Origin of the sequence: Arthrobacter sp. AZCC_0090, from assembly GCF_014207375.1 — a bacterium.
Classification (GTDB): Bacteria; Actinomycetota; Actinomycetes; order Actinomycetales; family Micrococcaceae; genus Arthrobacter.
Window position 1 is genome coordinate 1 of the sequence record NZ_JACHEE010000008.1, and the last position, 22904, is coordinate 22904.

General features: G+C 63.7%; 27 protein-coding genes. 18 read left to right on the forward strand and 9 right to left on the reverse strand.

Annotated elements, in window-relative coordinates:
• Nucleotides 1-191: 191 nt before the first annotated feature.
• Nucleotides 192-842: a dihydrofolate reductase family protein gene (locus HNP00_RS13400; RefSeq protein WP_184739891.1), complete on the reverse strand. Its 651-nt coding sequence runs from the start codon at nucleotides 840-842 to the stop codon at nucleotides 192-194.
• A gap of 236 nt (nucleotides 843-1078) precedes the next feature.
• On the opposite strand from HNP00_RS13400, the gene HNP00_RS13405 reads away from it, so the two are divergent.
• Genes HNP00_RS13405 through HNP00_RS13415 form a run of 3 tightly spaced genes read left to right on the forward strand, consistent with a single transcriptional unit; the run spans nucleotide 1079 to nucleotide 3480 of the window.
• On the forward strand, nucleotides 1079-1657 hold the full coding sequence (locus tag HNP00_RS13405) for a sugar O-acetyltransferase (RefSeq protein WP_184739893.1): 579 nt from the start codon (nucleotides 1079-1081) through the stop codon (nucleotides 1655-1657).
• A 4-nt stretch (nucleotides 1658-1661) separates the two neighbouring features.
• Entirely contained in the window at nucleotides 1662-2231 is a 570-nt protein-coding gene (locus HNP00_RS13410; protein WP_184739895.1) for a TetR family transcriptional regulator, read from the forward strand.
• 55 nt (nucleotides 2232-2286) lie between these two features.
• Entirely contained in the window at nucleotides 2287-3480 is a 1194-nt protein-coding gene (locus tag HNP00_RS13415) for an MFS transporter (RefSeq protein WP_184739897.1), read from the forward strand.
• A 70-nt stretch (nucleotides 3481-3550) separates the two neighbouring features.
• Here HNP00_RS13415 and HNP00_RS13420 read toward each other — a convergent pair whose 3' ends face one another.
• From HNP00_RS13420 to HNP00_RS13440, 5 genes are read right to left on the reverse strand one after another with little or no spacing between them, the layout of a single operon-like run.
• Nucleotides 3551-3970, reverse strand: coding sequence for a hypothetical protein (locus HNP00_RS13420; protein ID WP_184739899.1), 420 nt, complete (start codon nucleotides 3968-3970; stop codon nucleotides 3551-3553).
• Between the two features lie 60 nt (nucleotides 3971-4030).
• The gene (locus HNP00_RS13425; RefSeq protein WP_184739901.1) at nucleotides 4031-5278 is read right to left on the reverse strand and encodes an ABC transporter permease; all 1248 of its coding nucleotides are present in this window, start codon (nucleotides 5276-5278) and stop codon (nucleotides 4031-4033) included.
• Nucleotides 5275-6003: an ABC transporter ATP-binding protein gene (locus tag HNP00_RS13430; RefSeq protein ID WP_184739903.1), complete on the reverse strand. Its 729-nt coding sequence runs from the start codon at nucleotides 6001-6003 to the stop codon at nucleotides 5275-5277. The genes HNP00_RS13425 and HNP00_RS13430 overlap by 4 nt, the downstream gene beginning before the upstream one ends.
• A 6-nt stretch (nucleotides 6004-6009) precedes the next feature.
• The gene (locus tag HNP00_RS13435; protein WP_184739905.1) at nucleotides 6010-7539 is read right to left on the reverse strand and encodes an efflux RND transporter periplasmic adaptor subunit; all 1530 of its coding nucleotides are present in this window, start codon (nucleotides 7537-7539) and stop codon (nucleotides 6010-6012) included.
• Between the two features lie 57 nt (nucleotides 7540-7596).
• Entirely contained in the window at nucleotides 7597-8304 is a 708-nt protein-coding gene (locus HNP00_RS13440; RefSeq protein ID WP_184739907.1) for a phosphatase PAP2 family protein, read from the reverse strand.
• A 37-nt stretch (nucleotides 8305-8341) separates the two neighbouring features.
• Here HNP00_RS13440 and HNP00_RS13445 point away from each other — a divergent pair, with 37 nt between their 5' ends.
• The 8 genes from HNP00_RS13445 to HNP00_RS13480 all read left to right on the forward strand — a co-directional run bounded on the left by HNP00_RS13445 (nucleotide 8342) and on the right by HNP00_RS13480 (nucleotide 16910).
• Nucleotides 8342-9847, forward strand: coding sequence for a bifunctional phosphatase PAP2/diacylglycerol kinase family protein (locus HNP00_RS13445; protein WP_184739909.1), 1506 nt, complete (start codon nucleotides 8342-8344; stop codon nucleotides 9845-9847).
• 174 nt (nucleotides 9848-10021) lie between these two features.
• Complete coding sequence (locus HNP00_RS13450) at nucleotides 10022-11038, forward strand: ABC transporter ATP-binding protein (RefSeq protein ID WP_184739911.1); 1017 nt, start codon at nucleotides 10022-10024, stop codon at nucleotides 11036-11038.
• Complete coding sequence (locus tag HNP00_RS13455; RefSeq protein WP_184739913.1) at nucleotides 11035-11925, forward strand: ABC transporter permease; 891 nt, start codon at nucleotides 11035-11037, stop codon at nucleotides 11923-11925. The genes HNP00_RS13450 and HNP00_RS13455 overlap by 4 nt, the downstream gene beginning before the upstream one ends.
• Nucleotides 11926-11991: 66 nt before the next feature.
• Entirely contained in the window at nucleotides 11992-13278 is a 1287-nt protein-coding gene (locus HNP00_RS13460) for a sensor histidine kinase (protein ID WP_184739915.1), read from the forward strand.
• The gene (locus HNP00_RS13465) at nucleotides 13275-13970 is read left to right on the forward strand and encodes a response regulator transcription factor (RefSeq protein ID WP_184739917.1); all 696 of its coding nucleotides are present in this window, start codon (nucleotides 13275-13277) and stop codon (nucleotides 13968-13970) included. Before HNP00_RS13460 ends, HNP00_RS13465 begins: the two co-directional genes overlap by 4 nt.
• Before the next feature lie 79 nt (nucleotides 13971-14049).
• Entirely contained in the window at nucleotides 14050-14445 is a 396-nt protein-coding gene (locus HNP00_RS13470) for a GntR family transcriptional regulator (protein WP_221451494.1), read from the forward strand.
• The gene (locus tag HNP00_RS13475; RefSeq protein ID WP_184739919.1) at nucleotides 14442-15527 is read left to right on the forward strand and encodes a DUF1648 domain-containing protein; all 1086 of its coding nucleotides are present in this window, start codon (nucleotides 14442-14444) and stop codon (nucleotides 15525-15527) included. Before HNP00_RS13470 ends, HNP00_RS13475 begins: the two co-directional genes overlap by 4 nt.
• Nucleotides 15528-15608: 81 nt before the next feature.
• Nucleotides 15609-16910 (forward strand): M18 family aminopeptidase, encoded by a 1302-nt coding sequence (locus tag HNP00_RS13480; protein ID WP_184739921.1) that lies wholly within the window; start codon nucleotides 15609-15611, stop codon nucleotides 16908-16910.
• 46 nt (nucleotides 16911-16956) lie between these two features.
• Here HNP00_RS13480 and HNP00_RS13485 read toward each other — a convergent pair whose 3' ends face one another.
• Both HNP00_RS13485 and HNP00_RS13490 read right to left on the reverse strand, forming a co-directional pair.
• Nucleotides 16957-17571 carry a DUF1345 domain-containing protein gene (locus HNP00_RS13485; RefSeq protein ID WP_260404972.1) on the reverse strand — a complete coding sequence of 205 codons (615 nt, stop codon included), beginning with the start codon at nucleotides 17569-17571 and terminating at the stop codon, nucleotides 16957-16959.
• A gap of 97 nt (nucleotides 17572-17668) precedes the next feature.
• Complete coding sequence (locus tag HNP00_RS13490; protein WP_184739922.1) at nucleotides 17669-18007, reverse strand: YnfA family protein; 339 nt, start codon at nucleotides 18005-18007, stop codon at nucleotides 17669-17671.
• Nucleotides 18008-18279: 272 nt separating this feature from the next.
• Here HNP00_RS13490 and rpsF point away from each other — a divergent pair, with 272 nt between their 5' ends.
• The 7 genes from rpsF (at nucleotide 18280) to HNP00_RS13525 (ending at nucleotide 22286) form a co-directional block, all read left to right on the forward strand.
• A complete protein-coding gene (gene rpsF / locus HNP00_RS13495; protein ID WP_028267876.1) occupies nucleotides 18280-18585 on the forward strand; it encodes a 30S ribosomal protein S6 in 306 nt (101 codons plus the stop codon).
• A 55-nt stretch (nucleotides 18586-18640) separates the two neighbouring features.
• Complete coding sequence (locus tag HNP00_RS13500) at nucleotides 18641-19213, forward strand: single-stranded DNA-binding protein (RefSeq protein WP_184739924.1); 573 nt, start codon at nucleotides 18641-18643, stop codon at nucleotides 19211-19213.
• 125 nt (nucleotides 19214-19338) lie between these two features.
• Nucleotides 19339-19578, forward strand: coding sequence for a 30S ribosomal protein S18 (rpsR, locus tag HNP00_RS13505; RefSeq protein WP_003800144.1), 240 nt, complete (start codon nucleotides 19339-19341; stop codon nucleotides 19576-19578).
• Between the two features lie 17 nt (nucleotides 19579-19595).
• Nucleotides 19596-20048, forward strand: a complete 453-nt coding sequence (rplI, locus tag HNP00_RS13510) for a 50S ribosomal protein L9 (protein ID WP_184739926.1) — start codon at nucleotides 19596-19598, stop codon at nucleotides 20046-20048.
• A 164-nt stretch (nucleotides 20049-20212) separates the two neighbouring features.
• Nucleotides 20213-21064, forward strand: coding sequence for a PhzF family phenazine biosynthesis protein (locus HNP00_RS13515; RefSeq protein ID WP_184739928.1), 852 nt, complete (start codon nucleotides 20213-20215; stop codon nucleotides 21062-21064).
• A gap of 99 nt (nucleotides 21065-21163) precedes the next feature.
• Nucleotides 21164-21790: an FMN reductase gene (locus tag HNP00_RS13520; RefSeq protein ID WP_184739930.1), complete on the forward strand. Its 627-nt coding sequence runs from the start codon at nucleotides 21164-21166 to the stop codon at nucleotides 21788-21790.
• A gap of 136 nt (nucleotides 21791-21926) precedes the next feature.
• Entirely contained in the window at nucleotides 21927-22286 is a 360-nt protein-coding gene (locus HNP00_RS13525; RefSeq protein WP_184739932.1) for a zf-TFIIB domain-containing protein, read from the forward strand.
• 40 nt (nucleotides 22287-22326) lie between these two features.
• Here the strand turns inward: HNP00_RS13525 and HNP00_RS13530 are convergent, their stop codons facing one another.
• On the reverse strand, nucleotides 22327-22902 hold the full coding sequence (locus HNP00_RS13530) for a hypothetical protein (protein ID WP_184739934.1): 576 nt from the start codon (nucleotides 22900-22902) through the stop codon (nucleotides 22327-22329).
• Nucleotides 22903-22904 lie beyond the last annotated feature (2 nt).

The window sequence follows — 22904 nt, forward strand, 5'->3', positions numbered from 1 at the left end:
AACCCTCGGCTGGAAAACCCCCGCCCAAGCCCTCCAAGGAATTCTGGAAGAATCAGCAGCATAAGGACGTGTTGCAACGACCACTTGAATCCGCCGCCGATCCTCGCTCACCTTTGGGCCGTTTTTCCGGAACGCTCCTGCAGTTGAACCGGTCCCCGGGAGTCATCCCACGAGGTACGACACAGATCGCTCTAAGCTCGTGATCTTTGGAAAGTGACGTGAATGATGCCGCTCTCCGCGACCTCGGAACTGACGGTGTAGTCGGACTCGAGTTCCCGGAGGTCGTCCCAGAGGCGGTTGCCCCTGCCCAGCAGGATTGGGGTGATTGCGACGTGGAGTTGGTCAATGAGTCCCGCTTTGAGGAAGTCGCGAACTACCGTTGCGCCACCGCCGATCCGCACATCCTTGCTCCCGGCCGCATCCCGTGCCCGTGCGAGCGCCTCGAGAGGTGTGGCGGAGAGGAATTCGAATGTTGTGCCGCCTGCCATCTCGATTGGCGGTCGCTCTGAGTGCGTGAGTACGAATACGGGCACCCGGAATGGTGGCTCGTCACCCCACCAGCCGCGCCAGTTGGGGTCGTCTGGGAAGTTGTGGAGTCCAAACATCCCGGCGCCCATGATTTCGGCGCCGACCTCGGCGAAGTAGGCCTGTGCGTAACGGTCGTCGACGCCGGTCGTGCCCTCGCCGCTCTCGTCGTGAAGCACTCGCTCGCGGAATGTGCGGGTCGCAGTGTAGGCGCCGACGAGCCGGCCCCAGTCGTGGCCGAACGGATGCTCGGGGGTTTGATCGGTGGTGGTGGCGTACCCGTCGAGCGAGATGTTCAGGTCGGCGCGGACAGTCATCGTTTCTCCTTCGAATGTGGTTGCCGTCTGCAATCAGGATAGTAGAGCGCAAGAAAGGGTCAACGAGAGGATGCGACGTGGCCGAGAACCGCATGCGCGATCAACGCCGCAATCGACGGATCGGCAAGAGCCAGAGGCCTCATAGGTGAGCGAGCGTTGGGATTGTTGGCCATATAAGTGAGCGAGCGTCGGCAGGTGGCTTCCCCTTTGACTCCACGATGTGTACGATCGTACGCATGGCCGATTATTTCGCTGATGACCCGCGCACCAACCGGGAACGGATGCTTGCTGGAGACCTCTATATCTCCGACGATCCCGAGAGCGCGCGTGAATCACAGCGGGCAGTCTTGCTGCAGACCAAGTACGCGGCGGCCTACGTAGAAGACCAGGATGCGGCACGTCCCCTCCTCGCGGAGCTCCTGGGCGGCCTGGGCGAAGACGCCCACGTCAAACCACCGATCTTCGTCGACTACGGCACCTACATCACGGTTGGAGCCCGCACCTTCATCAACTACAACCTGACCGCCCTGGACGTTGCACCGATCACCATCGGCGAAGACTGCCAGATCGGGCCCAACGTGCAGCTCTTGACGCCGACCCACCCCGTGGAGCCGCAGCCGCGCCGCGACCGACTAGAGGCTGCGCAGCCGATCACCATTGGAGACAATGTGTGGCTCGGGGGCGGAGCGATCGTCCTTCCCGGCGTGAGCATCGGCGACAACTCCGTGATCGGAGCGGGTGCAGTGGTGACGAAGGACATTCCCGCCAACTCGCTCGCAGTCGGCAACCCGGCCCGCGTCATACGGGAGATCTGAAACCGTGGCCTCACGCCGCTTCGATCCCGACCGCCGGGACCGGATCATCGACGCCGCCCTGGATGTCATCGCCGTCCAGGGTGTTGCCGGAGCCTCGCATCGCAAGATCGCCGAGTATGCCGGAGTTCCCCTGGGGTCCATGACCTATCACTTCGCCAGCATGGATGAACTCCTCACGGAGGCTTTTAGGCGCTTCGGGAATTCGATCGCGGACCGCTTTGATCAGCAGTTGGAACAAGCGATAGACGTCGACGGCGCGCGGCTGGCCGTGGTGGACTTGATCCACCTCGACTTGCTGGACTCACAGCGGGACCTGGTTCTGACGCACGAGCTCTACACACTCGCCGCCAGGAAGCCGGTGTTCCGCCAAATTACCCGGGACTGGATGGCGCGGAGCAGGCGTGCCCTCGGGCTGCATTTCGACCCGGATACCTGCAGGATGTTGGACGCGCTGATTGAAGGACTTTTCATCCACGCCGCGCTCGACACGGAACCGCATGACCGGGCCACCACCGTAGAGGCGGTTGCCCGGATCACCACCCCGCATCACCACCCCGCCCGGACCGCCCAATAGCGCGTTCCAGGCACCGAAACCGACGTGAAAATCTCTCCGTGGAAGTTGTGACCGTATGACCACCAGCACCAGAACCACCCCCAACGTCAAGGCCGCGGCAATCGCCACTTTCCTGGTCTTCGGCATGAACGGGCTGGTCTTTGCCAGCTGGGCGGCCCGCATTCCCGCCGTCACCCAGACCCTGCACCTCACGTCCGGACAGATGGGCACCCTGCTGCTGTGCACCGCCGTCGGGTCCCTTGTGGCGCTGCCGTCCGCGGGATGGGTGGTCGGCCGGATCGGTACGGCCAACACCGTGCGCGCCGCCGGGCTGCTGGCCGCCTCGGCCGGAGCCGCTATTGCCTTCTCCCTGATGGCCGGTTCCGTCCCCGCGACTGCGGTGGCCCTGTTCTTCTTCGGTGTGGGGGTGGGCCTATGGGATGTGTCGCAGAACATCGAAGGGGCCGACGTCGAACACCGGCTCGGGCGCACCGTCATGCCGCAGTTCCACGCCGCCTTTAGTGGGGGCGCCTTCGTGGGTGCGTTGATCGGTGCTTGGCTTGCCCAAATGGGGGTCGGACTTCCGGAGCACTTGCTGGTCATTGCCGGCGTCGTGGTCCTTCTGACCTTGACGGCGCCCCGTTACTTCATGCCCCACGAGGCCGCGCTTGTGGCGTCCGACGGCGGCGCGCCGCCAATCAAGGGCCGCTCACCGTGGCGGGACTCCCGTACCCTGTTGATCGGTGTGGTGGTACTCGGGGCGACCCTCACGGAAGGCGCGGGCAACGACTGGATCGCCAAGGCCACGGTGGATGGCCTGGATGCCACGGAATCGACGGGAGCCCTCCTGTTTGCCCTCTTTGTCGCCGCGATGACCCTGATGCGTTTCCTTGGCGGACGCGCGATCGACAAGTTCGGACGCGTCGCGGTGCTGCGGGCCAGCATGGCCGCCGCTGCGGCGGGCCTGGCGCTGTTCGTTTTCGCTGACAACCTCATCCTGGCCGGAGTGGGGGCGGCTCTGTGGGGTATCGGCGCTGCGCTGGCCTTCCCTATGGGCATGTCCGCCGCTGCCGATGACCCCAAGCACGCAGCCGCACGCGTCTCGGTGGTCTCGACCATTGGCTACGTAGCGTTTCTTGCCGGCCCGCCGCTCTTGGGATACCTGGGCGACCATACCGGCATCCACATGGCCTTGCTTGCTATCGGGGCGCCGATCTTGATTGCCCTGTGGCTGGCCGGTGCCGCGAAACCTTTGGCGAGAAGCAACTGACTCGCAGTTGTTGTCGTTATGAGGCGTCAAAACGACAACAACTGCGAGTCAGTTGGGGATCAGTGGGTGGTTACGGTGCCGAGGTAGCGGGTGCCGAAGGAATAGCGCTCGGCGATGCCCCGTTGGTGGGAGCGCCGCTTTGCCGGTTCCGGCCTTGGCCCCCTTGACCGCCTTGGCCACCGTTGAAGTTTTGGAACTGGCCTCGGCCGGGGCGGGTCTGCCCGGCGTCCATGAGCTTGGTGACGCCAACGCCACCGAAGAAGCCCACGGCGACCAGCAGCACGGCGAGGAGGATCTGCGTCAGGCGTCCCATCTGGAAGCGCTTCTTGGGGACGAACGGTTCTGGTGCTTCGCCGTAGGGCTGTCCTGTGGGTTCCTGTCCGGTGGCTTGCAGGACCGCGGTTGGCTGTCCGGCGTAGGGCTCCTGGGAGTAGGGCTGTTGGGGCTCTGGCTGGTTCAAGGGGCCGGGCTCCGGCGCTGAATAGGACATTTGTGGATCTCCTGTTTGGCTGTTTCTTCGTCTAGTTGCTGGGGGTGGAAATGGTCGGGGCTATTCGTATCGCAGGGCGTCGATCGGCCGAAGTTTCGCGGCCTTGTTGGCCGGATAGATGCCGAAGATCAGGCCGATCGCCGCGGAAACCAGGAACGACAGCCACACGGTCCACCACTGGACTTCCGGCTGGGTTCCCAACAGGGGGAAGGCGCTCCCGATGTAGCCCGCGGCAATGCCCAGCACTCCGCCGATCAGCGAAATGATGAGCGATTCGATCAGGAACTGGCTCACGATGCTCCCCCGCGAGGCTCCGATCGCCTTGCGGATGCCGATTTCGCGTGTGCGTTCGGTGACGGTGACGAGCATGATGTTCATGACGCCGATCCCGCCAACGAGGAGCGAAATACCGGCCACGGCGCCCAAGAGGATGGTCAGCGTGGCCGTGGTCGTCGTGGCCGTCGTCAGGATCTGCGCTTGGTTCCGCACTTGGTAGTCACGGTTGGCGGAGGTGACGTTGTGCCTGGCATCGAGGATCATCTGAACCTCGTTCTGGGCCTGGTTCATCACGTCCGCTGACTTCGCCTGGACGCTGATGGAAGCGAGCGAGGGCGAGTATCCGGTGAATTTGTCCTGGGCGGCGCTGTAGGGGATCACCACAATGTCGTCCGGATCGTTGAGGCCCGACGAGCCCTTTTGAGCCAACACTCCTGAGACCACGAAGTTCTGGCCGTTGAGGGCGATCGTCTGCCCAACTGCTGAAGCCGCTGAGTTGCCCACCAGATCTTGGGCCACGGTGTTGCCGATCACCGCCACGGCGGTGCCGCTGCTCGCGTCGCCATCGCTGAAGTAGGAGCCCGCCGCCAGGGTGTCGTTCGAAATGGCAAAGTACGACGGCGTGGTCCCCACGAACGTTGCCACCGCGTGGGTTGCGTCCTTATAGGTTCCCGTGACGTTCTGGGCGGTGACTACGGGTGCTGTCGCGGCGACGTCGGGGGCCATGACGGGATCAGTCAGTGCGGCCATGTCTTGGAGCGTCAGGTTGGTACCGCGGGAGCGCGGACCGGTGACGGCCTGTCCGCCGCCTGCGGCGCGCCCGCCCGCCGTCGTCTGGCGACTCACGGTGAGCACGTTGGTTCCCAGCTTGCCGATCTGGGCCTTGATGGCATTGGACGTTCCGGCGCCTACTGCGAGCAGGATGATGACGGATGCGATGCCGATCAGGATGCCCAGGGTGGTGAGTATGGAGCGCATCTTGTTCGCCATCACCCCGGTCAGGGCAAAGCGCACGGATTCGGCGATCATCATAGTGTGACCGCCGTCGCCAGGGGGTGTCCATGGACACCGCGGACCCGGTGGTCCTCAATGATGTGGCCGTCCTGGAACCGCACTACGCGGTTGGCCCGAGCCGCTACGTCGGCCTCGTGAGTGATCATCACGATGGTCCTCCCGTTGGCGTGTAGGGACTCGAAGAGATCCAGGATTTCGTGCGAGGACTTGGTGTCCAAGGCACCGGTTGGTTCGTCGGCCAGCAGCAGCACCGGGTTGGTCACCAGGGCGCGGGCGATGGCAACGCGCTGTTGCTGGCCCCCCGAGAGCTGGGAAGGTTTGTGGTCTGCACGTTCCGCCAAGCCCACGGAATCGAGCACCTCCAAGGCGCGCTCACGCCGTTCTTTGCGGTGCACTTTTGCGTACGCGAGGGGCATGGAGACGTTGTCCACGGCCCGGGTGCGCGGTATCAGGTTGAAGTTCTGGAAGACGAAGCCGATTTTCCGGTTGCGGATCTGCGCCAGCTGGTATTCGTCCAGGGTCCCAGTGTCGATGCCGTCCAGGTGATAGGTACCCGAGGTGGCGCCGTCGAGGCAGCCGATGATGTTCATCATGGTGGACTTTCCAGAGCCCGAGGCGCCAATGATGGCCACGAAGTCGCCGCGATCAATGGAAATGCTGACCGAGTCCAATGCCCGGACCTCGGCCTCCCCCTTGCCGTAGATCTTGCTCACGGAGTCCAATCGGATGACAGCGTCGTTCACGTCTCCTTACCCGCCATTTCCGCGCGTTGCACCGGTGCCGCCGGCGCCTCCGGTGCCCCCAACAAACCCACCCGTACCGCCCAAGCCGCCCGCCCCGGTCCGTCCGGTAGTGGTGCCGGTGTCCAAAGTGGAGGAGATGGCCGGGAGTTCAATCTGGTCGCCTGCGCTCAGCCCGGTGAGGACCTGGGTGCGTCCGTTGTCGGTGATCCCGGTGGTGATGGTCACCGGTGCCGAGGTTCCGTTTTTGACGACGTTGACTGTTTGCCGGGTTCCCGTGGTGGTGATTGCCAGCGAAGGCACGGTCAACGCGTTCTTGGCAGTCGCCGTCGTCACGGAAATGTTTGCGCTCTGGCCGAGCCGGAGGGCAGCCGGAGGATTCTTGATGGAGATTGTGACGGGGTAGCTGACCACGTTGTTGGTGGTGGTGGCGTTCTGCGCGATCGCGGTGATGGTCCCGGTCACGGGAGCCGCGGAGGGGTCGGTCTTGAGTGCCGGGAAGGTGAAGGTTGCGGAGTCGCCGGTCTTCATGGCGGCAACGTCCGATTCGGCGAAGTTGGCGATGACCTGCAGATGCGCCGTGTCGCTGATCGTGATGAGTCCTGAGGACGATGTGCTCGCGGAGCTCGTGGAAGCGCTGCCAGAGGAGCCCGAACTGCCAGATGCTCCGGAGGATCCGGAACCGGATGAGCCGGAACTGCTGCCGGCGTTGCCGCCGACCACCGCGTTGACGGCGGTGACCGTGCCTGAAACCGGGGCGGCGAGGGAGCAAGATGCCAGGTTCTTCGTTGCAGTGTCGACGGCGATCTGCGCAGACGTGGTGTTGGACGTGGCGCCGGCGCTTTGAGCTGAATTGAGGGCCGTCTGGGCCGAGGCAAGCTGCTCTTTGTCCTTGAGGGCCGAGCTGGCTTGCTGGTTGGCTGCCTGGGTCAGCGCCTGGTTGTCCTTCGCCAGCTGGGCCTGGGCAGCGTTGAGCGCGGTCTGGGCGGGCTGGCTGGAGGGCTGGGCGCTGGCAGCGGCCTGTGCTGAAGCGACAGTCGCCGTGTCATTGTTCACGGCCGTCTGAGCCGCGGCCACGGCGCTGGCCTGCTGGCTCGCGTCCAGATTGGCGGTCTGTTGCGCGTTGGCCAGGTTTTGGTTCGCCGAAGCGACCTGGTTACTGGCCGAGGCCTGCTGTTGGTTTGCCTGCGCTGCGGCCGAATCCAATTGGGCTTGGGCAACGGCCATGGCGTTTTGGGCGTTGGTCGGATCAATGGTGACCAGCACCTGGCCTGCCGTGACCTGCTGGCCCGTCACCGCGGAAACTGTGGCGATTGGCCCGGTGCAGTTCTGCGCGTTAATGACGGTGGTGCTCGCGGGTGAGACGTTACCGCTTGCCGTGGACACGGCCGTGAGGTCCGCCGCGCTAACCGCGACGGTACGGGCTGTGGTGTCGGAGGCTGTTTGCGGCACGCCGTTCAGCACGAAGAAGGCACCGGCGGCAATGCCGACTACGGCCACCCCGATGCCGCCGTTGATGAGTTGAGGTTTTGAGAGCATGCCCGAACACTATGGCCGCTCGCTTGGAGCATGCCGAGTGCTACCTGAGGGGTTACCTTATGTGACGTGTTGCTTAGCGTGCCGCTTGCGGCGCGCGACCCTCGATTTCCAGGCTAGCGCACGTCGCGCATCTGCATTCTCTTGAACGCATATGTTCTGGGACGCCAACCACAATAGCAGTACGACGGCGGACGCCAGGCAAGCGCCACCCACCACATCGGTGAGCCAATGGGCGGCCAAATAGCCCCGGCTGATCATCATGGCGAGGATCCCGCCGATCGCGAGGAGCCAGGCCCAGCCACGACCGACCAAGAGGGCCATCACCAGCACGAACGCGGTGGTGGCAGATACATGCCCCGAAGGGTATGAGTAGGTGTCCGTCGCGACAATCGCATCGATTGGCCGCGGCCTGTGAAGGAGCCATTTGAGCAGCTGGGTCAGAAGCATCACCGTGAGTCCTGCCACCGCCGAGAAAGCCGCTAGGCGGGGTCTTCTGCGGATCAACAATGCCAAGGCCAACAGGGTGTGGAAGATCAGCATGCCCGTGTACCCGGCCCAGTTGAGAACGAGGTTCACAGCGTTCCAGAACGGTGCGTGGAGGGTCGCCATGAACCCAAACCACGAGTCGTCCAGGCCTTGGAAGGGCGGGTTGCGGTCCTCCCCTAGCAGCATGGCGCCAAGTACCACGGCGACGGCGAGCAGCACGGTGGCGATGACCGTTGTGCGTGCCTGATCGAGCCTGCGGGGTAGAAGGACCCTCACCATTCCCACATCCTATCCAGCCCGCCGTTAGTCTGGTGGGATGCGAAGCATGCTGCGACGGGGCCGTTGGGACACAAGGCGCATAGCGCGTCTGGACCGGGCGATGGTCCGCGCCGTCTCGCGCTTGCCGCAAGGCCGGCATGACGCCATTCTGAAAAACCTCTCGGATGCCGCTACCAAGGGCAAGCTGTGGTTCGCCGTGGCCGGCGTTCTCGGGGCTGTTCCCGGCAGGCCTCGCAATGCGGCGGTCCACGGCCTCCTGGCTCTTGGTGTCGCGTCGGCTGTCACCAATCTCGGTTTCAAGACGCTTCTGCCGCGGACGCGGCCACTGCCCGAGCACCTTCCAGCTTTCCGCTTTGTGAACCCGCAGCCCACCAGCTCCTCCATGCCTTCAGGCCATTCGGCGTCGGCGGTCGCTTTCACTCTTGGCGTTGCGCTGGTGCATCCGCGCCTGGGGGCAGCGCTGGCGCCGGTTGCGGCGGGTGTGGCGTATTCCCGGGTGCATACAGGTGCCCATTGGCCCTCCGACGTGCTGCTCGGCTCGACGATTGGCGCTGGAGCGGCCCTCCTGACGCGAAAATGGTGGCCTAGCCGTCCGCCCGTCCCGGACACGGAGCGTTCTCCGGCCGAGGCACCAGCAATCGACAACGGCGAAGGGCTCAGCATCGCGGTCAACGCCCTCGGCGGTTCCTATTCGCCAGACACCGAGACTCAGCTTCAGAATATATTCCCGAAGGCGTACATTCACCTGATCGCTGAAGGCGAGGACATAGCGGCCGAAGTCCTGGCTGCCGCAGACAGGCCCGGGACGAAGGCCTTGGGCGTGTGGGGTGGCGACGGAACGGTCGGAGCTGCCGCGGACGTCGCCGTCGAGCATTCCTTGCCCCTGTTGGTGCTGCCTGGCGGCACTCTCAACCATTTTGCACGCGACGTCGACGCCCGCTCACTGGAAGGTGCCCTCGAGGCCGCCAAGACGGGAGCCGCAGCGTGGACGGATCTGGGACACGTGACTGCGGGCCGCGGCATCGACGGCAAGGATGAGATCACCGAGCTCACCATGCTCAATACGGCCAGCATTGGCGTGTATCCCAATTTGGTGCGGCGCCGCGAGCGGCTGCAGCCTGCCCTGGGGAAGCCGCTTGCGGGGCTTGTTGCCGGACTGCGCACGTTCGGAGCGGCAACCCCCACCACTCTCATGATCAACGGGGTGCACCACAAGTTGTGGATCCTTTACCTAGGCCGCGGACGCTATTACCCACGGGATTTGGCGCCGTTGTCGCGGCCCGTGCTGGACGATGGCGTGCTGGACATCCGCATGGTCACGGCCGACGAGCCCTTTGCGCGGCTGCGCCTGCTGTGGGCAGTCATCACGGGAACCGTGGCCGCCTCCAGAGTGACGCATCTCAGTGAGGCCGCAGAGATCAGCATCGAAGCGGTTGGAGAACCGCTGGTGCTAGCGGTCGACGGCGAGCCGTTGCCTGGTGTGCGGACCGCAAAGTTCACGGTCCGGCGTCGCGCGCTACGGGTTTATTCCCCGCTTCCCTAGGCTTTCCTAGAGCCCCCAGGCGCCGGACGCTTTCCCGGATCCGGCGATATCATCCATAGGGACTACCCTGGCCGGACCCTGAATCATCCCTGAGACCGGCGAATTCCGTTGTGCAGGTGGCTAGCGTTGTACTTACAGTCAACACATAGCTGCAGCAGCGGAGGGAACGCTTCCATGATTGAGGCAACAGGCTTGAGGAAGGTCTACGGCGCAAAAACAGCCGTCGACGGAATCAGCTTTACCGTACAGCCCGGGAAAGTCACGGGCTTCCTAGGCCCGAACGGCGCCGGCAAGTCCACCACCATGCGCATGATCATGGGGCTCGACCGTCCGACGTCGGGCGATGTCATCGTCAACGGTCGGCACTACTCCCAGCACAAGGCGCCCTTACACCAAGTGGGAGCCTTGCTTGACGCCAAGGCGGTCCACACGAGCCGCAGCGCCTACAACCACCTGCGGGCCATGGCTGCAACGCACGGGATTCCGAACTCACGCGTTGAGGAAGTCATCGAAATGACCGGCCTCACCGCAGTGGCCAAGAAGAAGGCCGGCGGATTCTCCCTCGGCATGGGCCAGCGGCTTGGCATCGCCAATGCGCTCCTCGGCGATCCCCAGACGCTCATCCTCGACGAGCCTGTGAACGGACTGGACCCCGAGGGCGTCCAGTGGGTCAGGAACCTCGCGCGCTACCTGGCAAGCCAGGGCAAAACGATCTTTATTTCCAGCCACCTTATGTCCGAGATGGCCCAGACCGCCGATCACCTGATCGTGATCGGGCGCGGCAAGATCATCGCGGATACCTCGGTGGATGCGCTGATCGAGAGCCAATCCCGCAAGCGCACCTTGGTCCGTACCTCCGAGACAACGCGCCTGTCCGAGTTACTGGCCCGCGACGGCGTCCGGGTTGAGCAGAACGAGCGCGAGACCTTGGAAGTGTATGGAGTGGAACCACTCCGTATCGCGCAGCTCGCCCTGGACAACCGGGTGCTGGTTTACGAGCTCACCCCGCTTACGTCCTCGCTGGAAGAGGCCTACTTCCAGCTGACCAAGGACGAGGTGGAATACCACTCGCACATCACCGGCGGACCGACAGGACCAGGCGGGCCGACAGGACCAGGCGGGCCGCTGGACGCCAGCCCGGCCGGCGTTGGTGCCCCATCCGCTGCCACCATGGAAGGGATCCAGTCATGAGCACCACAACCGTCAGCAAAAAGCATGCTGTCCCGTCAGCCGGCACTAGCGGCGTCAATTTCCTCCGGGTGCTGAACTCCGAATCCATCAAGTTCCGGACCCTCATGAGCACCAAGCTTTTGCTGGTCCTGACTTTCGTTGCGATTGTCGGCGTCGGCGTCCTATCCGCCCTGGTCCGCTGGAACGTCGTCAACCAGATGGTCACGGTTGGCCGCCAGGGTCACACGATGACGGCGAAGCAAGCCATTGAGTCGTTTCCTCCGGGCCAGGGTTTCGACCTCTACAACCTTCCGAACGCCGGCCTGAACATCGGCATCCTGATCATGGGATCCCTGGCCGTACTGTTCATTGCGTCCGAGTACGCCACAGGCATGATCCGCTCAACCATGAACGCAGCACCGGGCCGGCTCTCCACTTTCGGTGCCAAAGCCGTCGTCTTGATTGTTGTCTCCTATGTCCTGTCGATCGTGGCCGGCATCGTGACCTTCTTGTTGGCGTCTCCCATGTTCACCAACTTCGGCGTCGACCTTGGCTGGAGCACGGACGGGGTCCTCTACAGCGTCGTCACTGGAGGACTGTACGTCTCCGGTGTTGCCTTGATCGGGCTCTCGCTCGGAACACTGCTCAAGAACCCGGCCGGTGGTATCACCGTCCTGGTGGGCATCATGTTTGTCCTTCCGTTCGCTGGCCAGTTCCTCACCTTCGCGCCCGGCGATTTTTGGAAGTACGTTCCGCAGTACCTGCCCAGTGAAGCGGGGGGCCGGTTCTTGTCGATCGGTCACGCGGACGGCATCCTGGACCCGTGGGCGGGCGGACTCGTCTTCCTCGGATACGTCATCCTGTTCATGGTTCCTGCCCTTATAGCGCTCAAGAAGCGCGACGTCTGATTCGCAACCGTCTCATCCGCAACCCAGCAACAGCCACTCCAGGCAAGGCCACACTAGGCTCAAGCCATGAGTGAAGAGTTGCCAGCACAGGACGCGTCGGCCCACGTGGCCGATGCGTCCTTTGCTGAAATCACCCTGCGCCGCCGTGGCAGGATCCGTCGCTACCTTTTCGAACACCCCCGGGTCATGGACACGGTGGTGGTGCTTTGCTATTCGCTGTTGGCACTGCCCACTTTCATTGGCTCCATCGTGGAAGGGAAGTGGTTCGCCGCCGCTCTGCTGCTTGCCATCGCGGCCATCTTGTTCCTGCGGCGCCGCTACCCGCTCATCGTCACCGCCGCTGTGGCGGTCCTCGAAGTGGCCGTGACGCTGCTGAACCCCTGGGGCTCGAACGTCTCCGCAGGGCTGTGGTTCGCGCTCTACGCGGTGGCCGTAGCGAGGACCCGGACCTTTACGTTGGCGGTGTTTGGCGCGGCGAGCCTGCCGCTGACCTTGGTGTACCTATTCATGTGGATCAGCCCGGTCACGCCATCCAACGCAGAGGCGATTCCGGAGAACTTCCATCTCATCAGCAACATCACCGCGGCGGTCAGCATTTTGTTGTCCAACCTGATTGCGACCGGAATCGGTATTTCGGTGCGGCAGCGGCGTGAGCACGAGAACGAAATCAGGGCCTGGGCGGCGCGCACGGCCCGCTTGGGCTCGGTCACCGAACGCAACCGGATCGCCCGCGAGATGCACGACGTCGTGGCCCACTCCCTGACTGTCATGATCAGCCTCTCGGACGGCGCCGCCGTCGTGGTCAAGAAGGATCCGGAGCGCGCAGGTGAGGTGCTCGGTGAGCTCTCGCGCACCGGCAGGACGGCGTTGGCAGACATGCGGCGTGTCCTCGGTGTGCTGCGGGAGGATTCCGACGGCCCGGCGCCTTTGGCGCCCCTGGTCAGCGGCCACAACCTGAGCAAGCTTCTCGATGGATTCCGGACGGCAGGGCTGCCGTTGCACTATTCGCACACGGGCCCTGCCCTTCCCGAAGACCCGGCATTCCAGCTCACCGTCTATCGGATCGTGCAGGAATCCCTCACCAACGTGCTCAGGTATGGGCGTTCCTTGAGCCAAGTGGATGTGCAGATTGTGCGGAACGGTGACTCGGTCACCATCGAAGTGCTCGACGACGGCCGGGGCTCCCGGGACCCGGGAACCGAAGAGACGGCTTTGGGAACGGGCCAAGGCATCGCGGGGATGCGTGAACGTGCGGGAATTTATGCTGGCACCGTGGATGCCGGTCCTGGCATAAACGGTGGGTGGCGGGTCCGTGCGGAACTGAACTGGAATGGCGACAAGGGGAAAACATGACTGACAACGCTCACATCAAGGTCCTGCTGGTGGACGATCAGCCCCTGCTGCGCATGGGATTTCGGCTCATCTTGGAAGGAGAAGAGGACCTCGAAGTGGTCGGTGAAGCCTCTGACGGCGCCGAAGCTGTAAGAAAGGTCGAGGAACTGGAACCGGACGTTGTCCTGATGGACGTCCGGATGCCTGCCATGGATGGAATCGAAGCCACACGGCGAATCACGGCCTCGTCATCGAACGCCAGGATCATCATCCTGACCACTTTCGACCTGGATGAGTATGCGTTCTCCGGACTGCAGGCAGGTGCTTCCGCCTTCCTGCTCAAGGATGTGGCGCCCGCCGAGTTGGTCCACGGAGTCCGGCTCGTAGCCAGCGGAGACGCCGTGGTGGCGCCGAGGGTCACCCAGCGGCTCCTGGAAACCTACGTCCGTGGAGGCCGAGTGCCGGGCCAGGCCGCAGCCCACCCCCGGGATCCGCTGCTCGAAGAACTCACGCCCCGCGAAACGGAAATGCTGGAGGCCATCGCCGGAGGGCTATCCAACGCGGAAATCGCCCACAAATTCTTCCTGTCCGAGGCCACAGTCAAGACCCACGTCCGGCGCATCCTCAACAAGCTGCACCTGCGGGACCGGGTCCAAGTGGTGGTCTACGCCTACGAAACAGGACTCGTGATCCCGAGCAACCCGGATTATTAGGCACTCCGGCTTGTGGACCGAACGTTGTTTCCGGCCGATATTTGTTCTATAACTTATAGAACAAAGGTAGGTGGTGGGAGTGGTGATCCTCAACGTCGACCTAGCCAGCGAGATCCCGATCTATCAGCAGCTACGGGACCAGATCGTAGAGGCGATCGCCGATGGCGTGCTGACCAAGGGCAGCTCGTTGCCGGCCACCAGGACGCTCGCTGCGGACTTCGGGATCAACTTCCACACCGTGAACAAGGCCTATGACCTCTTACGCCAGCAAGGCTTAATTCAGCTCAACCGCAAGACCGGCGCGGTGGTGACCTCGACGGTCGCGGACCCGCCGTTGCCTGCGGAATGGACCGCGAGGGCACGGACCCTGCTGGCCGAGGCCGTCGCGCGGGGACTACCGGCCGACGAAGTTCTCAAGACTTGCCGGTCCGTGCTCGATTCATTCGGAACCACGCCGCCAGAGGACACGCCATGACCGTCGCCATCGTCCTGAGCTCCGCGTTGTCAGCACTCGTGCTCGCAATCGCCTTGGTGCTGCCCTCCATCAACAGCCCGACCGTGCCTTTCGGGGTTCGCGTGCCGGCCGAGCATGCCGAGGACCCGGCGGTGGTCACGCAGACCCGCATCTACCGATTGCGGATACTCGTCAGTGGAATCGTTGTCGTCGGGGTCTGCGTTCTCATCTACGGCATAACCGGCGAAACGGTACTGCTGCCGTTGTCGGTGCTGGTGCTCGTCGGCTTCTGGTACGGATGCTTCTTCCTTGCCAACCACGAAATCCGCGCCGCCAAGGCCGCCGGGGGCTGGTACAAGAGCGTGCACCAAGGCATCGCGGTGGACACCGAATTGCGGACCGACCCGCCGCGGTTCCCTTGGCTCTGGCTGGCGCCGGCAGTAATCATCACGGTCGCCACGGTGGTGATCGGCGTGATCAGCTACCCGTCGATGCCCGAGGTGCTGGCGGTGCACTACGGCGCGAAGGGGGTGCCTCATCGATTGGTTGCCAAATCGCTCGGTACCGCCTTCTCACTGGTGTTCGTGCAGATCGGTGTGACCGCGCTGCTCGTGGGTATCGCGGCTGCCATCTTCTTCCGCAGCCGGCCAGACATCGACCCTGCGCACCCGGTGGGCTCCGCGCGCTGGCACCGCCGGTACATGTTACTAGGCGCCAAGGCGCTGCTCGGACTGGTCGCGATGATCGACCTGGGGATGCTCGGGTCATCGCTGCTGATGTGGACTGGGACGGTCACGTCATGGGCGCAGCTGGTGGTCGTGCTACCGATCCTTGCCGCCGTCGCGGTGGCCGTCATTGTCCTGGCCAGGAACAACCGCGAGCGGGACGAGGGCGAGGAGGACACAGGCCTGACCCATCGGGAGGATGACAAATACTGGCGGGGCGGACTTTTCTACATCAACCGCGAAGACCAAGCGCTGATGGTTCCGCGCCGATTCGGCCTGGGATGGGCGCTCAACTTCGGCAATCCCAAGGCCGCAATGCTTCTGGCCGGCGTGGTCGCGCTGATCGGCCTGGTGGTCATCCTCCGTTTTGGCGGCTGACCTGACGAGAGCGTTGCACGTGGACTCCCGTCCCCCGCGAAGGTCCGAATACTGTCCGCCGCCGGGACTAGACTCGAAGCCATGCCTTCGAGCTCCGCTGCTGAACACATCCATGACCTCGGCGCATATGTGAGCGCATCGCCGTCGAGCTTCCATGCCGTCTACGAGGCCGCGCGCAGGCTCGACGAGGCTGGTTTCACGGCACTTGATGAAGTTCAGCCGTGGGAAGGCGGCGCGGGCCGCTTCTATGTGATCCGCGATGGTGCCCTCATCGCGTGGGTGACCCCGGAAGGCGCAGCTCCCACCACGGGATTCAACATCCTCGGCGCCCACACGGACTCTCCGTCGTTCAAGCTCAAGCCGAAGCCCACCACAGGCAAGTTCGGCTGGCTCCAGGCCGGCGTCGAAGTCTACGGTGGTCCCTTGCTGAACTCCTGGCTGGACCGCGAACTCCGGCTCGCCGGGCGGCTTGTCATGCTGGACGGCACCCAACACCTCACGGCCACTGGACCGCTCCTGCGCTTCCCACAGTTGGCCATCCATTTGGATCGGGCCGTCAATGACGGCCTCACTCTGGACAAGCAGAACCACATGAACCCGGTGTTCGGGCTTGGGGATCCGGCTTCCGCGGACGTCTTGGCGATCCTGGCGGACTCCGTGGCCGGAGCTTCCGTGGATCCTGCCGAGATCGGCGGCTACGACATAGTCGTCGCGGACACGCAGGCGCCGGAGGTGTTCGGAGCACACAGCGAATTCTTCGCTTCGGGACGGCTGGACAACCTCTCATCCACCCACGCCGGACTTGCAGCGCTCATCGCGCACGCAGCCACGGCCGCACCCGCCGGTGGCCCCATCGCGGTCCTGGCCGCCTTTGACCACGAAGAAATCGGCTCTGCCTCCCGCTCCGGAGCCTGCGGACCGATCCTTGAGGACATCCTGACGCGGATCTCCGATGGCCTCGGCGCCACGGTGAGTGAACGGCGCCGGGCGCTTTCGGCGTCGTTCTGTGTTTCCGCGGATGCCGGCCACGCGGTCCACCCCAACTATCCGGAGCGGCACGATCCCGCCAACCGGCCCATCCTCAACGGCGGCCCACTCCTCAAAATCAACGCCAACCAGCGCTACGCCACCGACGCCACCGGTGCTGCGTTCTGGGCTCGGCTCTGCGGCGAAGCGGGCGTCCCGTACCAGGAGTTCGTCTCCAACAACGATGTCCCGTGCGGCTCCACTATCGGCCCTTTGACTGCCACCCGCCTGGGGATCCGGACGGTCGACGTCGGCGTGCCCCTCTTGTCCATGCACTCGGCACGCGAACTGTGCGGCGTTGAGGATCCACGTCACCTGGCTACCGTGGCGGAGTTGTTCTTCCGGACCGCGATCTAGCTTTACCGCGGCCTGGGTTCAGGCGGTCTGGGTTAGGCGGCCCGGGTCAGGATGCGAGGCTCACCACGAGGTTGATGGTGGTGGCCAGAATCCCGACGCCGAAAACGTAGGCGAGCAGGCTGTGCCGCAAGGCGGCAGATCGCATCTCCCGGGTGGTGATATTCGTGTCCGAGACCTGGTAGGTCATTCCGAGGCTGAACGCCATGTAGGCGAAATCCGCGTACTGGGGCGGTTCTTTCTGGTTGAATTCGATTCCACGGGGCGGCTCGGCGGTGTAGTACACCTCGGCATAGCGCAAAGTGAAGAGGGTGTGTACCAGGAGCCAGGAGAACACTGCGCCGGCGAGGGCCAGTAGTGCGAGCAAGAATTTGTCGACGCCGTGCGCATCCTTAGCTCCGAACATCACCAGCACGAAGGCGGCGAGGGATCCGACGGCGGCACACAAGATGAGCAGGTCCGTAGTGGCTCGACGCGGATCCTCTTCTTTGGCATGGTTGGCCGTTTGATCGGCTTTCATGGGGGTGATGACTGTCCAGACAAAGACGTTGTAGACCCCGGCAGCCACTGCCCAACCTACGGCTGGCGCGTAGATCCACTGCCCCCATATTCCGGTGGCCACCGCGGCCGCGATGCCGGTGACGACCATCAGCAAAAATCGCAATTGGGAACGCCTGGCCCGGGTCGACTTAGGAGCTCGGTTCTTTGCTGCGGCAGCATTCATAGTCAGATCATGTCACGCGTGCCGGCGGGCGTGCCTTTCAATTTCCCGGACGCGGCGCGAACATAATAATCGCCACGCCCAGAAGGCAAATCACGGCTCCGATAATATCCCAGCGGTCCGGCCGGAAGCCGTCGAGGAGCATCCCCCAGGCCAAGGATCCGGCGATGAATACACCGCCATAAGCGGCAAGGACGCGTCCGAAATGCGCATCCGGTTGGAACGCCGCGACGAAACCGTAGATGCCCAAGGCCACGATCCCAAGGCCTGCCCACCACCAGGGCTTCGACTCCCTGATCGATTGCCACACGAGCCAGGCCCCGCCGATCTCGGCCAAGGCCGCGAGGACAAAGAGGGCGGTGGATTTGAGGATGGTCATGGATTCAGTCTGCCCGAGTCTTGCCGGTCCTGGCCGAGGGCTGACCCGCCCGGGTTATCCACATACGCGGGTTATCCACATACGCGAGGCCGCCCGTTCCACCCCGCCGACACGCCGAATAGGCTTAGACACGGGAAATGGACTAAGATATTGAAGTCTGTGCTGCGCCCTGCTTCCGCTTCTGGAACTGGTCGTGCGCACTGTTCATCGCAAATGAACCTCCTGTTACGGAAATGCCGTAACCGCTTAGCCCAAAGGAGGTGGGTTCACATATGCGTCCTTACGAATTGATGGTAATCATCGACCCCGAGGTCGAAGAGCGTACCGTAGAGCCGTCGCTTCAGAAGTTCCTCAATGTCATCACCACCGATGGTGGAACCATCGAAAAGGTTGACATCTGGGGCCGCCGTCGCCTCGCTTACGACATCAAGAAGAAGTCCGAAGGTATCTACGCCGTGGTGAACTTCACCGCCAAGCCGGAAACCGCCAAGGAACTTGACCGCCAGCTGAGTCTCAACGAGACCATCATGCGTACCAAGATCACCCGCCCCGAAGAGCAGAAGGTCGTTGCTGAGTAATTTCAGCTCCCGGCTTTCAATCTTTACCCCGCAGGAACGAACAAGGAGGCAGTAGATGGCAGGCGAAACCACTATTACGGTCATCGGTAATCTCACCAATGACCCCGAACTGCGGTTCACACCGTCAGGCTCGGCGGTAGCGAACTTCACCATCGCTTCTACTCCCCGGACCTTCGACCGCCAGTCCAATGAGTGGAAGGACGGGGAAACCCTGTTCCTCCGCGCATCGGTATGGCGCGAAGCAGCTGAAAACGTCGCCGAATCCCTGACCAAGGGCATGCGCGTGATCGTTTCCGGCCGCCTGAAGAGCCGTTCCTACGAAACCAAGGAAGGCGAGAAGCGCACCGTTATCGAGCTCGAAGTCGATGAAATCGGCCCGAGCCTGCGTTACGCCAACGCCAAGGTCAACCGCACCCAACGCTCCGGCGCTCAGGGTGGCCAGGGTGGCTTCGGTGGCGGCAACAACAGCGGTGGCTTTGGAGGCGGCGCTGGTGCAAACCAAGGCGGCAACTCCGGCGGAACATGGGGCGGCGGCCAATCCGCACCGCAGGAAGACCCCTGGGCTACCCCGGGCGTCAGCAACGCGGGCGGATGGGGCAACGGCCCGGATTCCGAACCTCCCTTCTAAACATTCATAAAAGTTCGACGCCGGACCCCGCCGGAAGTGCCGCGAGGCACCCGGATGGAAACCGCCGTCGAGCACCACCATCCCGTGGATCCATTCCACGGGCTCCATAGAAAAGGAGCTCCACGATGGCTAAGGCTGAACTCCGTAAGCCCAAACCAAAGTCCAACCCCTTGAAGGCCGCTGACATCACTGTCATCGACTACAAGGACGTAGCATTGCTGCGCAAGTTCATCTCCGACCGCGGAAAGATCCGCGCCCGTCGCGTCACTGGCGTCACGGTGCAGGAACAGCGCAAAATCGCACAGGCAATCAAGAACGCCCGCGAAGTTGCTCTGCTGCCTTACTCCGGCGCTGGCCGCGGCTAAGGAAGGGATTAACTAACATGGCAAAGCTCATTCTGACCCACGAAGTAACCGGTCTCGGTGCTGCTGGCGATGTTGTCGAGGTCAAGGACGGTTACGCACGTAACTTCCTGCTGCCCCGCGGCTTCGCTCTGACCTGGACCAAGGGTGGCGAGAAGCAGGTTGAGTCCATCAAGGCTGCCCGCGCTGCTCGTGCCCACGCTTCGGTTGAAGCTGCACAGGCCCAGGCTTCTGCGCTTTCTTCCAAGAAGGTCAAGCTCGTAGTGAAGGCCGGCGAGTCCGGTCGTCTCTTCGGCACCGTCAAGCCGGCTGACGTCGCTGCTGCAGTTGAGGCCGCTGGCCTTGGCGCCATCGACAAGCGCAACGTTGAACTGCCGAACCACATCAAGTCTGTTGGTTCGTACCAGGCCAACGTCCGCCTGCACGAGGACGTTTCTGCTGTGATCGACCTCGAGGTCGTTGCAGGAAAGTAAGCTCTGACGTCGCTCGAAGGACCCCCGTTTCCGGTTTCCGGAGGCGGGGGTCTTTCGCGTTGCGCGGGGTTTCGGGACGCGAACTGGCAGCAGATGCCCTCTGCGGGCCACATTGAGGGCATTAGCTGCCTGTTCGCGCTAGGTGGACTTGATAACCTGCAGCGGTGAACCTCGAACCCTTGCGCACCAGGCCCTTCTCCCAGGTGGACGTCTTCACCGACATGCCCTACCGTGGCAATCCGCTCGCCGTCGTCGTCGACGCCGAAGGGCTCACTACGGATCAGATGCAGCACTTCGCCAACTGGACCAATCTGTCGGAGACCACCTTCCTGCTCCCGCCGCGCGATCCCGCTGCCGACTACCGCGTCCGGATTTTCACCGGCAGCGAGGAATTCCCCTTCGCCGGGCATCCGACGCTCGGTTCGGCGCACGCGTGGCTTGAGGCCGGCGGAGTGCCGAAACAAGCCGGGGTCCTGGTGCAGGAGTGTGGCGCTGGTTTGGTCAAGGTAAAGCACGACGGCGGCCGCCTCGCCTTTGCGGCGCCACCGCTGACCCGTTTCGGGCCCGTGGACGCGGCAACCTTGGAACAGTTAGCCGCTGGACTTCGGCTGCCCCGAACCGCGCTCTTGGATGCCTCGTGGCTGGTCAATGGTCCGCAATGGATCGGTGTGCTACTCGAATCGGGCGAGCAGGTCCTTGGGCTTGAGCCGGACCTTGCGGCATTGGGGGATCTGAAGGTTGGTGTGATCGGTCCCCATGAACCGGGCGCCGGCGTCGACTTCGAAGTCCGGACGTTCATTCCGGGGGACGCCATGGTGGAGGATCCCGTGACAGGCAGTTTCAATGCCGGGGCCGCCCAGTGGCTGATGGGGAGCGGGCGGGCGCCTGAGCAGTATGTCGCGGCGCAGGGCACCGTCCTGGGCCGGGCAGGGCGCATTCACGTCAAGCAGCAGGACGGCGATGTCTGGGTCGGCGGCAACACCGTGACCTGCATCCAGGGAACCGTGCGGCTGTAGCGGGGAATAAAAGGCGCGAGACCGCAGTTTGGGAGTATAGATGCAAACGCATGTACTCTGGTTTGAACCCATCGAACCGCCGAGCAACAGGAGATCGCCATGGAAACCCGCCGCATAACCGTCCTTTCCGCCGGGCTCGGCGTACCGTCGTCGAGCAGGCTCCTTGCAGACCAGCTCGCCGCGTCGGCGAAACGCCAGCTGGGCGACGCCGGGTACGAGGCACGGGTGGACGTTATCGAACTCAGGGACCTGGCCGTGGATATCGCCAACAACTTCGTGACCGGCTATGCAGCGCCGCGCCTCGCAGAGGTGATAGCCGGTGTCGAGGATTCCGATGGCATCATCGCCGTCACGCCCGTCTTCAGCGCCTCCTACAGTGGGCTGTTCAAGTCCTTCATTGACGTCCTGGACCCGAAGTCCCTCGACAGCAAGGCTGTTCTCCTCGGTGCCACGGGCGGTACCGATCGGCACCAGATGGTTCTCGACTACGCCATGCGTCCGCTGTTCACCTATCTGCGCACCAGGATGACCCAGACGTCCGTTTTCGCCGGCCCCCAGGATTGGGGAAACACCGACGACGGTGCCTCGCCGCTGTCGGTCCGCGTGGACCGGGCGGCAGGCGAGCTGACCCAGCTCCTGAGTGGCAAGCAGCCTCACCGGAAGGTGGAGGCGATGGAGTCCCTGCCTTTTGAACAGCTCCTCGCCGGGATCACAGCGGGACGCTAGGCGAGGATTCACGGGGCCGGTTCGCCAGGTGGTCAGTTCGCCACGGGGCGAGCCGGCCGGACTTTTCCGCCGAGACTTTCGCCACCCGAACTTTCGCCACCCGAACTTTTCCGGCAGCCGGCTCGTTGACCCGAACATGAAGTGTCCTGTGGATTCAAATGACCTGGTAATGAGTGAGCGCAGCGGCGTGGAGATCGATTACTGCCCGCAATGCAGGGGAGTGTGGTTGGACCGCGGCGAGCTCGACAAGATTATTGACCGCGCTTCCGGCGGATTCGGCGCTGCGTCCGTTGTGCCGCCGGCTCCAGTTCCGGGGCCTACGCCGCCGCCTCTGTACGGCACGCCGGCGTACGACTCCCCGGACCCCCGCTACGGCCGGAATGACGGGCCGCGCCGTGACGAGCGGAACTACGGCAATCAAGGCTTCAACCGCGACTATGACCGCCGGCCGCCCAAGAAGAAGGAAGGCTGGCTGGGGGACTTGTTCGACTTCTAGGACCGGAGTTCTAGGACCTCGGGCCATCCGGCTGTTGGCGCTAGTCGTCCAGCAGCTCGATGAACTCGAGCGCCTGCTTCATGCTGATGTCGGAATGTTTAGTCAGGGCCAACGCCGCGGCTTCGACGTCGCCGCTTTTGGCCAGGGTACGGATCCGTCCGTAGATTTCGTCGTTGAGCATGTTGCTGCTTACTTCGCGCGTGACGTCGCCCTTGCTGGCGATCGCCCGGTAACGGTACGGAAAGCGCTCCGGCTCGTCCTCGTCGGGCAGGAGGTCCTGTGGGGCCGGCTCCGGCTTGCGGAAGGGCTGCGGATGCGCCGCCAGCGCGCCGACGGCGTCACGTGAGGCGCGCAGGCCCTCTCCCGTGGCGCTGAGGTATAGCTTGATGGCGGCCATGGCCTGGCCCTGGGCGATCAGGGAATACAGCAGTCGGTGTTGGTCTTCGCTCAGCTTCGCCGCAGCCTCGCGCGCCAGCTCCACGGGGTCCGCGGCCGCCTTGCGCGCGGCCACATTGCCGCGACGATCTGCTGCGCGGCGGGAAAGCACCCGGCTGATCAGCAGTACGCCGACGGCGACGGCCGCCAGGATCAAGACCGGAACGAGTAGGGATTCCATGC

What these genes read in the sequence shown, in the direction of transcription:
- HNP00_RS13425 (WP_184739901.1), bottom strand. Translation starts at nt 5,278, where the DNA reads ATGATGATCGCCGAATCCGTGCGCTTTGCCCTGACCGGGGTGATGGCG.
- HNP00_RS13530 (WP_184739934.1), bottom strand. Translation starts at nt 22,902, where the DNA reads ATGGAATCCCTACTCGTTCCGGTCTTGATCCTGGCGGCCGTCGCCGTC.
- HNP00_RS13520 (WP_184739930.1), top strand. Translation starts at nt 21,164, where the DNA reads ATGGAAACCCGCCGCATAACCGTCCTTTCCGCCGGGCTCGGCGTACCG.
- rpsF (WP_028267876.1), top strand. Translation starts at nt 18,280, where the DNA reads ATGCGTCCTTACGAATTGATGGTAATCATCGACCCCGAGGTCGAAGAG.
- HNP00_RS13465 (WP_184739917.1), top strand. Translation starts at nt 13,275, where the DNA reads ATGACTGACAACGCTCACATCAAGGTCCTGCTGGTGGACGATCAGCCC.
- HNP00_RS13435 (WP_184739905.1), bottom strand. Translation starts at nt 7,539, where the DNA reads ATGCTCTCAAAACCTCAACTCATCAACGGCGGCATCGGGGTGGCCGTA.
- HNP00_RS13460 (WP_184739915.1), top strand. Translation starts at nt 11,992, where the DNA reads ATGAGTGAAGAGTTGCCAGCACAGGACGCGTCGGCCCACGTGGCCGAT.
- HNP00_RS13490 (WP_184739922.1), bottom strand. Translation starts at nt 18,007, where the DNA reads ATGACCATCCTCAAATCCACCGCCCTCTTTGTCCTCGCGGCCTTGGCC.
- HNP00_RS13440 (WP_184739907.1), bottom strand. Translation starts at nt 8,304, where the DNA reads ATGGTGAGGGTCCTTCTACCCCGCAGGCTCGATCAGGCACGCACAACG.
- HNP00_RS13415 (WP_184739897.1), top strand. Translation starts at nt 2,287, where the DNA reads ATGACCACCAGCACCAGAACCACCCCCAACGTCAAGGCCGCGGCAATC.
- rpsR (WP_003800144.1), top strand. Translation starts at nt 19,339, where the DNA reads ATGGCTAAGGCTGAACTCCGTAAGCCCAAACCAAAGTCCAACCCCTTG.
- HNP00_RS13455 (WP_184739913.1), top strand. Translation starts at nt 11,035, where the DNA reads ATGAGCACCACAACCGTCAGCAAAAAGCATGCTGTCCCGTCAGCCGGC.
- HNP00_RS13405 (WP_184739893.1), top strand. Translation starts at nt 1,079, where the DNA reads ATGGCCGATTATTTCGCTGATGACCCGCGCACCAACCGGGAACGGATG.
- HNP00_RS13400 (WP_184739891.1), bottom strand. Translation starts at nt 842, where the DNA reads ATGACTGTCCGCGCCGACCTGAACATCTCGCTCGACGGGTACGCCACC.
- HNP00_RS13475 (WP_184739919.1), top strand. Translation starts at nt 14,442, where the DNA reads ATGACCGTCGCCATCGTCCTGAGCTCCGCGTTGTCAGCACTCGTGCTC.
- HNP00_RS13525 (WP_184739932.1), top strand. Translation starts at nt 21,927, where the DNA reads ATGAAGTGTCCTGTGGATTCAAATGACCTGGTAATGAGTGAGCGCAGC.
- HNP00_RS13500 (WP_184739924.1), top strand. Translation starts at nt 18,641, where the DNA reads ATGGCAGGCGAAACCACTATTACGGTCATCGGTAATCTCACCAATGAC.
- HNP00_RS13445 (WP_184739909.1), top strand. Translation starts at nt 8,342, where the DNA reads ATGCGAAGCATGCTGCGACGGGGCCGTTGGGACACAAGGCGCATAGCG.
- HNP00_RS13450 (WP_184739911.1), top strand. Translation starts at nt 10,022, where the DNA reads ATGATTGAGGCAACAGGCTTGAGGAAGGTCTACGGCGCAAAAACAGCC.
- HNP00_RS13480 (WP_184739921.1), top strand. Translation starts at nt 15,609, where the DNA reads ATGCCTTCGAGCTCCGCTGCTGAACACATCCATGACCTCGGCGCATAT.
- rplI (WP_184739926.1), top strand. Translation starts at nt 19,596, where the DNA reads ATGGCAAAGCTCATTCTGACCCACGAAGTAACCGGTCTCGGTGCTGCT.
- HNP00_RS13420 (WP_184739899.1), bottom strand. Translation starts at nt 3,970, where the DNA reads ATGTCCTATTCAGCGCCGGAGCCCGGCCCCTTGAACCAGCCAGAGCCC.